Consider the following 14,735-nt stretch of genomic DNA (forward strand, 5'->3'; position numbering starts at 1 on the left):
TCGCCGGGCTCAACCCATCAGGGAGCCGTCGAGGCACGGGTGCCGACGGCGAAGACGGCTGCCGCGCCTCGGGACCGACTCCGGACCGCCGCTCAGCATCCGCGGCCCCGCACCACGGCGCGACCCCGAATCGCCTTCGCCGCTCAGCCTCGGCTCGGTCCCACGACCTCGATCTCGGGTCCTTCGACACCGCTGAAGACCGGGGTCCGCAGGACCGTCGAGGACGCCGCACCGTCAGGGGTCGCCGGAATCGCATCGGGCGAGGCATCGTGGATGACCGGGAGCCTCGTCCACCGGAGCACCGTGCGGAGCTGGCCCGCCGCGTGCTGGATCGCGGGATCGGAGGCGAACCGCATGGCGGCTTCGAGCGCCAGGGTCTCGTGCGAGAGCCGCATGTGCCGGGCGCGCAGATCGGCGAGTTCGACGGCGGCTTCGCGTTGACCGGATTCGGAGAGCAGCACCAGAACCGGACGGAAGCTGCCGACCTTCTCACGCGCCTCGGCGCTGCCCGGCCTCGATCCGGGCACCTTGTCCAACCGCACTTCCGAACGGGCCCGGGTGAGGTCGAAGACCTTGGGGGCGCGGCGTCCCGGCTTCACCACGGTCAGCTCTGTGCCGTTGAGGTACAGCAGATCGCCCGCGTTCGATCGAAGCGCGTATCCGATGCCGAGCGGGCCGATCAGGAACGCGAGGCCGAACATGACACCCGTGGCCTCGTAAGACAATCCGGTCCCGCCGCTGCGGCGGGCGGAGGAGCTGTGATAGCTCGTCCACTCGAATCCGCCGTCGGCGGTCGCCAGCACCACGGAGCCCACGATCAGCACGATCCCGAGACAGGCGCCCATGATCCGGATCCTGCGCACCAAAGCGGCAGTGCGCTCGGGGTCGAGGAAGACACCGACACGCGACACCATGCGCTGACCACTGATTCGACTACCAGACATTATAAGACCTGATCCCATCGGCCGGGTTCGACAGTCTGGCGATACTAATCGACGGCCGCCAGCGCCTTTGGGCGGGATTTCCCCCCGATACAGCTACTCGCGGCCCGCCTGCCCGATCCGGCGTGCGGGCGAGCCGTCAGGCGCTCTCGTCCCGTTCGAGGCCCACCGCGCGGCGCAGTTCCTTGCGGCGCTCGTCCAGGTCGTGCGAACCCGAGTCCTTCGCCACGTGCTCCATGAGGTCGGCCAGGCCGCTGGCGACCGCGTTGAGCTTGTGCTGCGTCGCCGCGTCGTTGCGCGACTGGGTGTTCTGGAGCAGGGCCACCAGCAGGAACGTGATGATCGTGGTGGTGGTGTTGATGATCAGCTGCCAGGTGTCGAGCGGGAGGAAGAGGACCGACGGCGCCCACACCAGCACCAGCACGATGCAGAACAGGAAGAACGGCGCCCTGGCCGCAAGCTGGGAGGCCCTGGTGGCGAAGTGGTCGAAGGGACTGACCTTGTGGGAGACGTCCAGCGGCATGGTCGCCGACGCGCTCTCCGACTCATGCGCTCGTGATTCCATACAGGAGAGATTCCCGCCGCGGCGCGGGGATAAACCTCCCCGGGGTCCCCCGCGGCGGCGCATGAATCGGAGAACCGCGTAGACGCCGGCGCGTCAGCGCGGTGCGGTCAGAAGGTGTTCGCGCAGGTCGTCGAGGGTGCCCTTGAGGAGGCGGGAGACGTGCATCTGGGAGATGCCGACCTCTTCGCCGATCTGCGCCTGGGTCTTCTCGCCGTAGAACCGCAGGGCCAGGATCCGCTGCTCGCGTGCGGGCAGGTCCTGGAGGAGCGGCACCAGCGCCTCGTGGTCGACCACGAGTTCGAGGGCGAGGTCGTCCTCGCCGATCGTATCGGAGAGGGCGCCTGTTCCGGAGTCCTGGAACGCCGGCTCGTCGAGCGAGACGGACCGGAACGCCTGCCTGGCCTCCATGCCCTTCTCGATCTCGGCCTCGGTGACGTCGAGGCGGCGGGCGAGGTCGGCGTTGGTGACCGGGCGCCCGAGCTCCTGGGTCAGGTCGGCCCCGGCCTGGTTGATCGCCAGGCGCAGCTCCTGGAGCCGGCGCGGGACGCGCATGGGCCAGGTCGTGTCGCGGAAGTGGCGCCGCACCTCGCCCATCATGGTGGGGACGGCGAAGGAGAGGAAGTCGCTGCCGCGGGCCGGGTCGAACCGGTCGACGGCGTGGATGAGGCCGACCGAGGCGACCTGGAGCAGGTCCTCCTTGGCGATCCCCTTGCCCGAATAGCGCTGTGCGATGTGGCGTGCCAGCGGAAGGTATCCGGTGATGAGCTGGTCGCGCAGGCCCGCGCGCTTGGGATCGTCGTCGGTGAGGGTCGTCAGGCGGTGGAACAGCGGTGTGAGGGCGCCGTATTCGTCGCGGACGCGTTTGCCGTCGTTCTCGGTGTGTGCCTTGCCGTGCTGTGCAGCCATGCGGCTACCGCCTATCAGCGGTCTCGTTGGGCGAGCCGGCCCATTGGCCGGCTTCGGATCGAGTTCGCAGACGACAGCGCCTCTGCGGGGGTCCGGAAACGACCGGTCCCCGCAGGCTCCCTCGTGTCTCCAACGAGACTCCAGCGTATAACGGAATCTTCACACTGTCGTCAGACTGGCTTGCGGCGACTTTTCTAAACATGCGGCATATGCCAACTTTGCCGGATTGATTCGGCTGTTACCTGGTGCTTTGCGGCGGTATCCAGCGGTTGCACGGGCATCCGAGACTCGATGAATCGGGACCGCGCCGTCATGACGAAATTGTGACGGGCGGTCTTAGCGTCGCGAATCGTTGATTCGTCGAGATCGGGAGCCGTCGCATGAAACCACTCCGGGATGGAGAGCCCAGGGAGATCGGGCCCTACCGCCTCCTCGCCGAACTCGGCGAGGGCGGCATGGGGCGGGTCCTGCTCGCCACCGCCTCGGACGGGAAGCTCGCGGCCCTCAAGGTCATGCGCCCCCACCTCCTGCACGACGACCGGTTCCGCTTCCGGTTCCGCCGCGAGGTCATCACCTCCCGCGAGGTCGCCGCCAGCCGCTGGACGGCCACGGTCGTCGCCTCCGACGAGCACGCCCCCGAGCCCTGGCTGGCCTCCGAGTTCTTCCATGGCCCCACCCTCGCCGAGGCCATCGCCGCCTCCGGGCCGCTCGACGAGCCCGCCGCCCGCCGCCTCATGCACGGCCTCGCCTCGGCGCTGGCCGAGATCCACTCCCACGGCGTCGTCCACCGCGACCTCAAACCGTCCAATGTGATCCTCACCGAGGACGGCGTGCGGCTCATCGACTTCGGGATCGCCCGCGTCCCCGGCGGCAGCGGCGACACCACGATCACCGAGACGGGCGCGCTCATCGGCGCCCCCGCCCACATGTCGCCCGAGCAGATCACCAAGCGCCCCGTCGGTCCGCCCACCGACCTGTTCTCCCTGGGCACCACGGTGATCAACGCCGCGACCGGCGCCAACCCGTTCGAGGCCGAAGCCCTGTTCGACATCATGAACAAGGTCGTCTCCGGCACCACCGAACTCGACGCCCTCCCCGAGGGCCTGCGCTCCCTCGTGGCGCCGTGCATGACCAAGGACCCCGGCGAGCGCATCACCGCCGCCGAACTCCTCACCCGCATCGGCGAACCCCTCGCCGGGCCGTGGCCGCCCGGCGTCACCGCCCTGGACGAGATGCAGCGCGTCGAAGTCGCCTCCATGGCCCGGCGCCACGGCTGGGAGACCCGCGTGCAGCCCGACCGCACCGTGCTCATGTACGGCCCCGGCATCGTCCACGCCGCCGAGGCCCCCGGCGGACCCGCGTACCAGTACGCGAGCGGCCCTGCCGCCCCGGCGTTCCAGTACCCGGGCGGCCCCTCGGCGCCCAACGGCCCCGGCTCGCCGCACCCGAACCCCGGCGGCCCCGCCTTCCAGTACCCGGCGGGCATGCCCGGTCCGGTCCCGCTGCGGCCCAAGCAGGACCGCACGGTCCTCTACGGCATCGTCGCGGTGATCGCCGTGGTCGCCCTGGCCTCGCTGCTCTTCCTCATCGACCGGCCGGAGGACGACGACCCCGCCACCATCGCCGACGGATCGACCACTTCGGACTCCGACGGCACCGACCCGGGCGCCGGCGGGGAGGACGACACCGAACCGGTCGAGGCCACGACCGACCCGGTCGCCGACGCCGCCGTCGGCGACTGCTTCTACGACTACGGCGACGCGGACGAGGCCGACCTCGAGGCCGCCACCTGCGGCGACGGGACCTTCACGGTCGTCGACATCTACTACGACACCACCGACCTCTCGATGTGCGACGGCACCGACGACCTCACCACCAGCGTCTCGGACTCCGCCAGCCGGACCGTGCTGTGCCTGAGCTACCAGCACTCCTACGGCGACGCGTACCACGCCGAAGTCGGCGAATGCGTGTTCGGACCCGACGACGACGTGTCCCCCTGGTACCAGATCGAATGCCAGACGGGCGCGTTCGAAGTCCTGGAGCGGCTCACCGGCCAGTCCGACATGGACGCGTGCACCGACTCGACCTACTACAACCACGGCTTCGAGTTCACCACCGACCAGTCCTATCTGGACGTGGTGCTGTGCCTCCAGTTCATCTACCCCGACGACGCCGGGTACGCCGAGCTCGACGACTGCATGTACATGGACGGCGACCCCGCCGCAGGCGCCTACTACTGGTTCAGCGACTGCGACTCCGCCAACGTCTACGTCACCGGCCGCACCGACGAGTACGAGGCCGGCGGCTTCTGCGGCGACGACGGCTGGACGACCTGGTCCAGCCCCGACTTCGCCGTCCACACCTACACCGTCTGCTGGCGGTACCTATAGGGCCGCAACCGAAATCGCGACCGCACCGCTGAACGGCGGCATCACCCGACCGCGCCGCTGAACGGCGGCACCGACCTGAGCCGGACCGGCGCCGTCAGCCGCGCAGGTCCGCGACCTCCTGCCCGTAGTCCCCGAAGGCCTCCTCGACCTCCTCGGTCCCCAGCCCGTACCGGGAGAGGTCGCGGCGCGGACCCACGCCCCCGTCCGGAACGCCGGCGATCGCGTCCAGGCCCATCCGGTCCGCGAACGTCCACGGCACGCCCAGGCGCTCGAACAGCTTGGGCGCGTAGCGGTGCGGATCGGCGACGATCCGGTGCGAACTGACGTCCGCGACCGCGTCGGCCGGAAGCGCCCGCCGCAGCTTGCGGCCCCGGTCGATCGACTCCGCGAGCACCCCCAGCCACAGCCGCCCGACCGCCACCGGGTCCACCCGCCTGCAGTGCACCCCCGCGAGCGCCTCCACCAGGGCGCAGAACGACCCCACGGCCGCGACCGGATCGCGGTGCGTCCACACGAACACCGCCCCCGGGAACACCTGCCGGATCACGTCGAGATGCGCCACGTGCCCGGGGAACTTCAGGATCCAGCGCCGCCGCTCCCGCCCGTACTGGAGCACCTGCAGCACCTGCCTGAGGTACTCGTAGTCGGCGGTGACGTCCGCCTGCTCCAGCCAGGCCCGGTAGTCGGGCATGACCGCGCAGCTGAGCGGGAAGTAGGTGCGCCACATGACCGCGATCGACTCCTCGGGCCGGTCGGCCCGCAGCGGATGCATGGCGTCGTAGGCGGGGGCGAGCGCGGTCAATCGCGCGACCTGCCGCTCGACGGCCCGCCTGCTGCGGTCGGCGCTGGCGGCGTCGCGTCCGAGGCCCGTGCGCTGCAGCTCCCACAGGAGCGGGCCGCGGTGCGGTTCGGAGGCGGACAGGATGCGGTGGACGAGGCTGGAGGCGGTGCGCGGCAGGCCGACGACGAAGACGGGCCGCTCGATCGGCTCGTCCGCGACCAGGGGGTTCTGGGAGTGGATCCATTTGACGCGCAACCGGTTCGCCAGGCGCTCCTCGGCGCTGCGCAGCTGCACGGTCCACCCCAGGGGCGTCAGCTCCGGTACGCGGGCGAAGCACTGGAGGGTGAAGCCGAGGTCCTCGACGAAGGCGGCGTCGTCCGCGTCGGGCTCGGTGTCGGCCGCGGCGGCGACCACCGCGGCCCTCTCCCGCCACAGGGCCAGTGCCCGCCCGGGGTCGCGGCGGTCCTTCGCGGCCCGGCCCAGTGCGGCATTGAGCACCATACGTCGCATGAAGACGTCCTCACGGCATGAAGTCCTTAAAGGACGGTCTTGTCACTGCTGAGAGGCACAATATATCCGACAGGGACGGTTGCTGTACAGACCAGTCCGCACCATCCCGAAACGGACTGGTACGGCACTCGAATCCCCAATGGACTGATGGTGGTTCCAGTAGTGACTGTTTCCGTTGGGAGCGTTCGCAATCAGTGTGCACCCGCCCGCCCATAGCGCGCGCAAGTGGTTTGATACGCTCATGCCAAGCTTGTCTTCGAGGGGTATTGGCCCTGGCCGGCGTCACCGCCGGTCAGGGCCTTTCTCGTGTCCGCCGCGCGCCGTCAGGCGAGCCGGTCGAGCAGTCCCAGCACGGCCTCGGCGATCGGGCCCGGCGCGTCCTCGGGGGCGTGGTGGCCGACCTCCTCGCCGATGTCCGCCACCTGCAATGCCGGGATGTGGTCCTCGGCCCACCGGACCATCGCGGGCGACCCGAGCCCGTAGGGGCTCGCGGTGAGGAGCACCTTCGGGACCTGCGGGGTCGTCCGCATCCAGTCGACGTACGCGTCGAAGCGCTCGGCCACGGCGGCCGGCTCGAACGGGCCGCCCTCCTCGGCGAGCGGGATCTGCCGGGGCCAGGCCAGGAGCGGCCTGCGCGAGGCCGGGTCCGGGTAGGGCTTGCGGTAGACGGCCAGGTCCTCGTCGGAGATGCCGCCGTTGGTGGCGCGCACCGCGTTCTCGATGAACCAGTTCTCCTCTAGGGCCATCCGCTCGCCCGCGCCGGGGGTCCGCAGGGTCCGGAAGAACTCGACCGCTCCGGCGGGGTACTCGGCCCACGTCATCGGCCGCAGGAACGTCTCCATGACGACCACGCCCTTCGTGCGGCCCGGATGCCTTGCAGCCCAGTCGAGGGCGAGCGAGCCGCCCCAGTCGTAGCCGACCAGGACCGGGTCCTCGACGCCGAGCGCGTCGAGCAGCGCCTCCAGGTAGGCGGCGTGGTCGGCGAAGGCGAACTCGATGTCGGGCTTGCCGGAGTCGCCCATGCCGATGAGGTCGGGCGCGATCACGCGCGAGGCGCCGGTGAGGCGGGGGACGACGTTCCTCCAGATGTGGGAGGAGGTCGGGTTGCCGTGCAGCAGTACGACGGTGGACGCTCCCGCGCCTTCGTCGCGGTAGGACATGTGGGAGTCGAGGAGGTCGATGGTGTTCATGCGCATGCCTTTCAGAGGGCTCGGGCGATGGATTCGGTGAGGGCGAACGGGACGACCTCGAGGCTGTCGAAGCGCCACCCGGCCGGGGTGCGCCGCGCCGTGTAGCGGTGGACTCCGGCGGCCACGGCCTCCTCTTCGCCGCTGATGGCGAAGATCGCGATGTCGTTGGCCCGCACCGACGCGGTGTCGCCGTCGAGGTCGATGACGAGGTTGGCCTTGGTGTGCAGCGTGGCCTCGTAGGCGCTCTGGCTGCCGGTGACCAGGCCGACCAGGGCCTCGATCCCGCGGGCCTCGCCGCGCGGGGACGTGACGGCGACGTCCCCGGTGAAGATCAGCGCGGTCTCGTCCCAGCGGGCCTGGTCGACCCACAGGGTGTGGCGGGCGACGAGGTCTTCGAGCTCGGCGCGGTCGGCGAGGCGGCGGACGAGGGCTTCGGTGGTGGTCATGAAAGGCTCCCTTGCTCGTTAGATTCACTAACGTTAGTTGCACTAATGAAACTACATCGTTAGTGTCACTAACGCAAATGGGGTAGGCTCTCCCCATGGAATCCCACCCGGAGCTGCGGTTCGACAACGGCGGGCAGACGCCCGAACGGCTCAAGCGCCAGATCTCGCGCCTCATGGGCATGACCGGCGCGCAGATGCGCCGGATCGCGAACGAGGCCTTCGAAGCGGTCGGCGCCCGCAAGGACCACTTCGTGGTGCTCGCCGCCCTCGCCGAGTTCGGCCCCGCCAGCCAGGCGCAGCTGTCGGACCGCACCCGCGTCTACCGCTCCGACCTCGTCGCGGTCCTCAACGAACTCGCCGACGGCCGCTGGATCGAGCGCGCCCCGGACCCGGACGACAAGCGCCGCAACGTCATCACGATGACCGACTCGGGCGCCCGCCGACTGGACGAGTTCGACCGCATCCTCGCCGGCGTCAACGACCGCATCATGGCGCCGCTGAGCCCCGACGAGCGCGAGCAGCTGTTCGCCCTGCTCGGCCGCATCAACGCCCACCTCGCGGCGGGCTAGGCGGTCAGCGCAGGCGCCGCAGCACCTGCTCCTTCAGCGCCGTGAACGGCGGGTAGACCACCCGCAGCGTGTCCGGCGCGAGCGGCTTGTCCAGCACCGACTTCACATGGCTGAACGCCTCGATCGACGCCTTCCCGTGGTAGGAGCCGAGGCCGGAGTTCCCGACCCCGCCGAACGGCAGTCCGGGCACGTCGATGTGGGCCATCGGCACGTTGAAGCCCACCGCCCCCGACGAGGTCCGCGTCAGCAGCCGGCGCCGCGACCCCTCGGAGTTCGTGAACGCGTACAGCGCGAGGGGCTTCTCCCTCGCGTTGACGAACGCGATCGCCTCGTCCAGCGACGCGACCGCCAGGATCGGCAGGACCGGCCCGAAGACCTCCTCGCCCATCACCGCGTCGTGCGCCGAGACGTCGGCGATCACCGTCGGCGCGATGTAGCGCTCCTCGCGGTTGTACCCGCCCCCGCAGACCAGCCGGCCCTCGTCGAGGAACCGCGCGAGCCGGTCGAACGAGGAGGCGTCGATGATCCGCCCGAAGTCCGGGCTCTCCGCCGGCGCGTGCCCGTACATCTCCCGGATCGCCTCGGCCAGGTGCCGCTCCAGCTCCGGGCCCGTGTCGCCGACCGCGAGCACGTAGTCGGGGGCGATGCACGTCTGCCCGGCGTTCATGAACTTGCCCCACGCGATGCGCCGCGCCGCCGTCGCCAGGTCCGCGCCCGGCTCCACGATCGCCGGGCTCTTCCCGCCCAGCTCCAGCGTGGTCGGCGTCAGGTGCGCGGCCGCCGCCTTCGCGACGATCCGCCCCACCCGCGGCGACCCCGTGAAGAAGATGTGGTCGACCCGCTCGGCCAGGAGCGCCGCCGTCTCGTCCGGCCCGCCCTGCACGACCGCCACCGCCTCCGGGTCCAGGTACTCCCCGATGAGGCGGCCCAGCACCGCACTGGTCGCGCCCGCGGCCTCGCTCGGCTTCACGACCACCGCGTTCCCGCAGGCCAGCGCCCCCGCCAGCGGCGCGAGCAGCAGCTGCACCGGATAGTTGAACGGCCCGATCACCGTGACCACCCCGAGGGGCTCGCGCAGCGTGTACGCCTTCGCCGGCTGGAGGTGCGGCGGCGTGTAGACCCGCCTGGGCCGCATCCACGACCGCAGGTGCTTGCGCAGCGCCCGCACCTCGGCGGCGACGAAGTCGATCTCGGCCAGGAACGACTCCGGCGCGGCCTTGCCCAGGTCCGCGCGCAGTGCGTCGGCCAGCTCCTCGCCGGCCTCCCTGAGCATCCGGTCGAGGCCCTTGAGCTGCTCGAGGCGCCACGGCAGCGGCTTGGTCCGGCCCGTGTCGAATTGGGCCCGCAGGCGGGCGACGGTCTCGGAGACGGGAGGGGAGTCGTTCACGCTTGCCATGCAATGACTCTAGCGAGTTCGGGCCCCGCCCGGCGGCATAGCCGACCGCGAATCCGAACAAGACATAAGGGACAGTACAGGTGTGTCATGGCACATGGCGCGGGTGTGGTCCCGGAGACAATGCGACCACCCCGTGACACGATGTCGAACATGAAAGTCGCGAAACGATCCCCGCTGTTGTCCTGGACCGTCATCGCACCGATCGTGGGGATCCTCGTCCTCGCCGTGACCTGGGGTCGCGACTCGGGCCCGGCGCTCGTGACGATCGCCGCCGCAGCCCTCGTCGCGACCGTCCTCGCCGCCGTCCACCACGCCGAAGTCGTCGCCCACCGCGTCGGCGAACCCTACGGCTCCCTCGTCCTCGCCGTGGCCGTCACCGTCATCGAAGTCGCCCTGATCCTCACCGTGATGGCCTCCGGCGGCCACGATGCCGAGACCCTCGCCCGCGACACCGTGTTCGCCGCCGTCATGATCACCACCAACGGCATCATCGGCATCGCCCTCCTCGTGGGCGCCCTCAAGTTCGGCTTCACCCACTTCAACCCCGAAGGCTCGGGCGCGGCCCTCGCCACCGTCGCCACCCTCGCCACCCTCGGCCTGGTCCTGCCCACCTTCACCACGAGCACGGCGGGCCCGGAGTTCTCGACCTCGCAGCTGGTGTTCGCGGCGCTGGCGTCGATCGTGCTGTACGGCCTGTTCGTGTTCACGCAGACCGGCCGCCACCGCGACTTCTTCCTGCCGGTGACCTCCACCGGAGTGGTGAAGGAGGAGGAGCACGCGGACCCGCCGAGCGGCAGGACCGCGCTGCTGAGCGTCGCGATGCTCATGGTCGCCCTGGTGGGCGTGGTGGGCCTGGCGAAGGTCGAGTCCCCGGCGATCAAGGCGGGCGTGGACGCGGCGGGCTTCCCCGCCTCGTCCGTGGGCGTGGCGATCGCGCTGCTGGTGCTGCTGCCCGAGTCGATCGCGGCGGTCCGGGCGGCTTCGCGCGGGCGGGTGCAGACGAGCATCAACCTGGGCTACGGCTCGGCGATGGCCTCGATCGGCCTGACGATCCCGGCGATCGCGATCGCGTCGTTCTTCATGGACGGGCCGCTGCTGCTGGGTCTGGGCCCGACCCAGATCGTGCTGCTGGGCCTCACCATCGTGGTGAGCGTCCTGACGGTGGTCCCGGGCCGGGCGACGCGCCTCCAGGGCGGCGTCCACCTGGCGCTGCTGGCGGCCTACCTGTTCCTGGCGATCAACCCGTAGGGCTCAGGCGCCCCAGACGTCCCAGCTGAGGCGGGCCAGGAGCGCGAGCACGACGACGACCAGGACGACGCGCACGAACCGGGTGCCCCGGGCCATGGCGGTGCGGGCGCCGAACCACGCGCCCGCCATGCAGCACAGGCCCAGCGTCAGGCCCAGGAGCCACCAGATGTTGCCCTGGATGCCGAACACGACGAGGGCCCCGAAGTTGGTGGCGGCGTTGACGACCTTGGTGTGGGCGGCGGCCACGACGTAGTCGAGGCCGATGATCGTGGTGAAGGCGACGGAGAGGAAGATGCCGGTGCCGGGGCCGATCATGCCGTCGTAGAAGGCGATGGCGACGCCGCACACGAGCATGACGGCGGCGCCGCGCACCGGGGTCCGCAGCCTCGGCTGCGGCTCGAGCCCGAGCTGGGGCTTGGCGACGACCAGGACGAGGACGGCCAGGAGCACCGCGATGATGATGGGCTTCAAGGCGCTCGCGGAGACCGCGAGCGCGGCCACGGCCCCGCCGCCGGAGCCGACCAGGGCGAGGCCGACGGTGGGCCACAGCAGCCGGTGGTCGAGTTTGATCTTGCGGGCGTAGGTGATCGCCGAGGTGGCGGTGCCGAAGACCGAGGCCATCTTGTTGGTGCCCAGCATCAGTGCCGGGGGCGCTGTGGGAAAGGCCACCAGCAGCGCGGGAAGCTGGATCAGGCCGCCGCCGCCGACGACCGCGTCGACCCAGCCTGCGAAGAGTGCCGCGGCGATGAGCAGGGCGAACAGGCCTGGGTCGATGTCGAAGGGCACCAGGCCAAATTACTTGCCGCACGGCCAGTCGACACGCCGATGAGGTGAGGAACACGTGTCGGTGCGTAATCATCTGATATCAACAGGTCATGGACTTGACGAAGCCTATGACCCACTTGGTGAAACGCGGCTACGAGTATACGTTCGACCCTGATGAGCAGCAGCGGCGGAACCTGGAGGAGACCCTCGAAGCGGTTCGGGCCGTTTACAACTGGTCGTTGTCGGTCTTCCAGCGCGAATGGCGCGCGAAGGCGGAGAAGATCTCGTACGCGGACATCTCGGCGCGGTTGACCAAGTGGAAGAACCTGCCCGCGAACCGGTGGGTCAAGGCCTATTCGTCGGTGCCGCTGCAGCAGATCGCCCGCCAGCTCCACACCGAGTACCACGCGTTCCTCAACGGGCGCAGCCGCGAGCCGGTGCCCAAGGAGCACGGCGAGCAGGTGCAGCTGGTGTATTCGCGGGCCGGCTACTACCTCAAGGGCCGCGAGGTGAAGCTCGCGAAGCACAAGGAGCCCTTGGACATCGCGTGGGGACTCGAGCGGCCCAGCCGCGACGACATCACCTCGATCACGGTGCTGCGCGAGGGCGAGGACCGCTGGAAGCTGTGGATCGTGGCCGAGGAGTTCGTGGAGGTGCCGCGCCAGAAGCCGCCGGAGTGCGGCGAATGCGGACGCGAACTGGACGAGTAGGCGCACCGACGACGGCACCGGCCCCCCGCATGGAGCAGGGGGCCGGTGCCGTTTCGCGCCCGGCCGGGAAGCCCTTCGAATCCCGGCCGGGCGATCGGCTCGCATCGGCGTCCCGGACAGGGGACCGATGCGGGCCGCGGGCGCGGCGCCGACCCTGGCGGCTTCTATCTTCGGGTCGGCGCCGCGCCTCGTGGTCCTACTTCGCGCGCAGTTCGGCGACGGCGACCGTGAGCCTCTTGCCGTAGTCCTCGTCGGCCCTCGCGAAGTTCGCGATGGCGCGCTGGGCGATGTCCTCGCGGCTGACCTTGGCGATGAACCCGGCCAGGTTCGCGATGAGGCGCTCCTTCTCGGGCTCGGTCATGAGGTTGTAGAGGTACCCGGCCTGGACGAAGTCGTTGTCCTCGGCGTGCTTGGGGGTCTCCCACTCGCCGGTCGGGCCGTTGACCTGGACGGGCGCCCACAGCGGCCGGCCGGTCTCGTTCGGGCCGCCGAAGGAGTTCGGCTCGTAGTTCTTCTGCCCGCCGTGGCGGCCGTCGTAGTAGTAGCCGTCGCGGTTGCCGTTGCGCGCCTCGGTGGCGTGCGGGCGGTTGACCGGCAGGTGGTCGGCGTTGGCGCCGACGCGGTAGCGGTGCGCGTCGCCGTAGGCGAACAGGCGGCCCTGGAGCATCTTGTCGGGGCTCGGCCCGATGCCCGGCACGAAGTGCGCGGGGGAGAAGATCGACTGCTCGACCTCCGCGAAGATGTTCTCCGGGTTGCGGTTGAGCTCGAGCTTGCCGATGGTGATGCGCGGGTAGTCCGCGTTCAGCCACACCTTCGTGAGGTCGAACGGGTTGAACCGGTAGCTCGCGGCCTCGGCGGCGGGCATGATCTGCACCTGCACGGTCCAGGAGGGGAACTCGCCGCGCTCGATGGACTCGCGCAGGTCCCGCTGGTGCGAGTCGGGGTCGGCGCCGGCGAGGACGTCGGCCTCCTCGGAGGTGAGGGTCTTGATGCCCTGGTCGGTCTTGAAGTGGTACTTGACCCAGAACTGCTCGCCGGCCTCGTTGACCCACTGGTAGGTGTGGGAGCCGAAGCCGTCCATGTGGCGGTAGGACGCCGGGATGCCCCGGTCGCCGAACAGCCAGGTGACCTGGTGGGTCGACTCGGGGGACAGGCCCCAGAAGTCCCACACGTTGTCGGCCTCCTGCGAACCGGAGTACGGGTCGCGCTTCTGGGTGTGGATGAAGTCGGGGAACTTGATCGCGTCGCGGATGAAGAACACCGGGGTGTTGTTCCCGACGAGGTCGTAGTTGCCGTCCTCGGTGTAGAACTTGAGCGCGAAGCCGCGGGGGTCGCGCACCGCGTCGGCCGCGCCGAGGTTGCCCGCGACCGTGGAGAAGCGCAGGAACGTCTCGGTCTCCTTGCCCACCTGGGACAGGAAGTCCGCCCGCGTGTACTTCGTGACGTCGGCGGTCACGGTGAAGGTGCCGTAGGCGCCGGCGCCGCGCGCGTGGACCACGCGCTCGGGGATGCGCTCGCGGTTGAAGTGCGCCAGCTTCTCCAGCAGCACCTGGTCCTGCACCAGCAGGGGCCCGCCCACGCCGGCGGCCTCGCTCTGGTTGTTGTTCGAGATCGGCGCGCCGGACTCGGTGGTCAGCGGCCCAGCAGTGTTGTCGAACTGCTCGCTCATGAATCGGCCCTCTCTAGCGTGTCACCGGCTCCCGCGGCGCGACCGCTCGCGGAATCCTTGGCTTTCGACAGAATCCTAGCTTAGACTATGTCTAAACAAAGAACCAGTCCCGAGTAAGTGGTACCACAGTGTTTAGCCTGCTAGAGTGGTATTTCACTCCCCGACCGCGTGAGAGACCTGCATGAGCGACCTCGTTACCCGCCTTCGCCGCCACAACTGGCGCATCACCCCGCAGCGGCGGGTCATCGCCGAGACCCTCGACGGCTCCCACGTGCACTACACCGCCGAAGAGATCCTCGAGCGCGCGTGCGAGCAGATGCCCGAACTCTCCCGCGCCACCGTCTACAACACCCTCAACGAGATGGTCGCCCTCGGCGAAGTGCTCGAACTGGCCCTCGACGGGCGCTCGAAGCGCTACGACCCCAACGCCGACCACGAGCACCACCACCTCATCTGCGAGGGCTGCGGCCTCATGAAGGACGTCCACGCCCTCGCCGACCCCGTCGACTGGCTCCCCGGCGACGAGCGCCACGGCTTCACCGTCACCCGCGCCTCCGTCACCTACCGGGGCCTGTGCCCCGAATGCCGGGCCGCATAGCCCCCACCGTCCACTGCGGACGCCACCGATCGCGCTCCGGGCCCGCCGCGC

The 14,735-nt window shown here is 70.0% G+C and carries 14 protein-coding genes; 5 read left to right on the forward strand and 9 right to left on the reverse strand.

Annotated elements, in window-relative coordinates; all coding sequences use genetic code 11:
* Window positions 1-143 precede the first annotated feature (143 nt).
* The 3 genes from BLQ63_RS16020 to BLQ63_RS16030 all read right to left on the reverse strand — a co-directional run bounded on the left by BLQ63_RS16020 (window position 144) and on the right by BLQ63_RS16030 (window position 2,412).
* Complete coding sequence (locus tag BLQ63_RS16020) at window positions 144-845, reverse strand: hypothetical protein (protein ID WP_143014941.1); 702 nt, start codon at window positions 843-845, stop codon at window positions 144-146.
* A 235-nt stretch (window positions 846-1,080) separates the two neighbouring features.
* Entirely contained in the window at window positions 1,081-1,506 is a 426-nt protein-coding gene (locus BLQ63_RS16025; protein WP_218125299.1) for a low affinity iron permease family protein, read from the reverse strand.
* A 93-nt stretch (window positions 1,507-1,599) separates the two neighbouring features.
* Window positions 1,600-2,412, reverse strand: a complete 813-nt coding sequence (locus BLQ63_RS16030) for a SigB/SigF/SigG family RNA polymerase sigma factor (protein ID WP_091037256.1) — start codon at window positions 2,410-2,412, stop codon at window positions 1,600-1,602.
* A 380-nt stretch (window positions 2,413-2,792) separates the two neighbouring features.
* Between BLQ63_RS16030 and BLQ63_RS16035 the strand changes: the two genes are divergently transcribed.
* The gene (locus tag BLQ63_RS16035) at window positions 2,793-4,802 is read left to right on the forward strand and encodes a serine/threonine protein kinase (RefSeq protein WP_091037259.1); all 2,010 of its coding nucleotides are present in this window, start codon (window positions 2,793-2,795) and stop codon (window positions 4,800-4,802) included.
* Between the two features lie 94 nt (window positions 4,803-4,896).
* On the opposite strand, the gene BLQ63_RS16040 is transcribed toward BLQ63_RS16035, so the two are convergent.
* From BLQ63_RS16040 to BLQ63_RS16050, 3 genes are all read right to left on the reverse strand, one after another.
* On the reverse strand, window positions 4,897-6,093 hold the full coding sequence (locus BLQ63_RS16040) for a sulfotransferase family protein (protein WP_091037263.1): 1,197 nt from the start codon (window positions 6,091-6,093) through the stop codon (window positions 4,897-4,899).
* 323 nt (window positions 6,094-6,416) lie between these two features.
* Complete coding sequence (locus BLQ63_RS16045) at window positions 6,417-7,283, reverse strand: haloalkane dehalogenase (RefSeq protein WP_177154967.1); 867 nt, start codon at window positions 7,281-7,283, stop codon at window positions 6,417-6,419.
* A gap of 11 nt (window positions 7,284-7,294) precedes the next feature.
* Window positions 7,295-7,729, reverse strand: coding sequence for a nuclear transport factor 2 family protein (locus BLQ63_RS16050; protein ID WP_091037267.1), 435 nt, complete (start codon window positions 7,727-7,729; stop codon window positions 7,295-7,297).
* Window positions 7,730-7,824: 95 nt separating this feature from the next.
* On the opposite strand from BLQ63_RS16050, the gene BLQ63_RS16055 reads away from it, so the two are divergent.
* Window positions 7,825-8,298 carry a MarR family winged helix-turn-helix transcriptional regulator gene (locus BLQ63_RS16055; protein ID WP_091037268.1) on the forward strand — a complete coding sequence of 158 codons (474 nt, stop codon included), beginning with the start codon at window positions 7,825-7,827 and terminating at the stop codon, window positions 8,296-8,298.
* A 4-nt stretch (window positions 8,299-8,302) separates the two neighbouring features.
* On the opposite strand, the gene BLQ63_RS16060 is transcribed toward BLQ63_RS16055, so the two are convergent.
* Complete coding sequence (locus BLQ63_RS16060; protein ID WP_091037269.1) at window positions 8,303-9,694, reverse strand: aldehyde dehydrogenase family protein; 1,392 nt, start codon at window positions 9,692-9,694, stop codon at window positions 8,303-8,305.
* A 150-nt stretch (window positions 9,695-9,844) separates the two neighbouring features.
* Here BLQ63_RS16060 and BLQ63_RS16065 point away from each other — a divergent pair, with 150 nt between their 5' ends.
* Window positions 9,845-10,942, forward strand: coding sequence for a calcium:cation antiporter (locus tag BLQ63_RS16065; protein ID WP_091037270.1), 1,098 nt, complete (start codon window positions 9,845-9,847; stop codon window positions 10,940-10,942).
* A 3-nt stretch (window positions 10,943-10,945) separates the two neighbouring features.
* Here BLQ63_RS16065 and BLQ63_RS16070 read toward each other — a convergent pair whose 3' ends face one another.
* Window positions 10,946-11,716: a TSUP family transporter gene (locus BLQ63_RS16070; RefSeq protein WP_091037606.1), complete on the reverse strand. Its 771-nt coding sequence runs from the start codon at window positions 11,714-11,716 to the stop codon at window positions 10,946-10,948.
* A gap of 101 nt (window positions 11,717-11,817) precedes the next feature.
* Between BLQ63_RS16070 and BLQ63_RS16075 the strand changes: the two genes are divergently transcribed.
* On the forward strand, window positions 11,818-12,417 hold the full coding sequence (locus tag BLQ63_RS16075; protein WP_091037274.1) for a helix-turn-helix domain-containing protein: 600 nt from the start codon (window positions 11,818-11,820) through the stop codon (window positions 12,415-12,417).
* Between the two features lie 196 nt (window positions 12,418-12,613).
* Here BLQ63_RS16075 and BLQ63_RS16080 read toward each other — a convergent pair whose 3' ends face one another.
* Window positions 12,614-14,086 (reverse strand): catalase, encoded by a 1,473-nt coding sequence (locus BLQ63_RS16080; RefSeq protein WP_091037276.1) that lies wholly within the window; start codon window positions 14,084-14,086, stop codon window positions 12,614-12,616.
* A 181-nt stretch (window positions 14,087-14,267) separates the two neighbouring features.
* On the opposite strand from BLQ63_RS16080, the gene BLQ63_RS16085 reads away from it, so the two are divergent.
* On the forward strand, window positions 14,268-14,684 hold the full coding sequence (locus BLQ63_RS16085) for a Fur family transcriptional regulator (RefSeq protein WP_091037279.1): 417 nt from the start codon (window positions 14,268-14,270) through the stop codon (window positions 14,682-14,684).
* The last annotated feature ends 51 nt before the right edge of the window (window positions 14,685-14,735 follow it).

It is taken from the genome of Glycomyces harbinensis (assembly GCF_900101745.1).
GTDB lineage: Bacteria > Actinomycetota > Actinomycetes > Mycobacteriales > Micromonosporaceae > Glycomyces > Glycomyces harbinensis.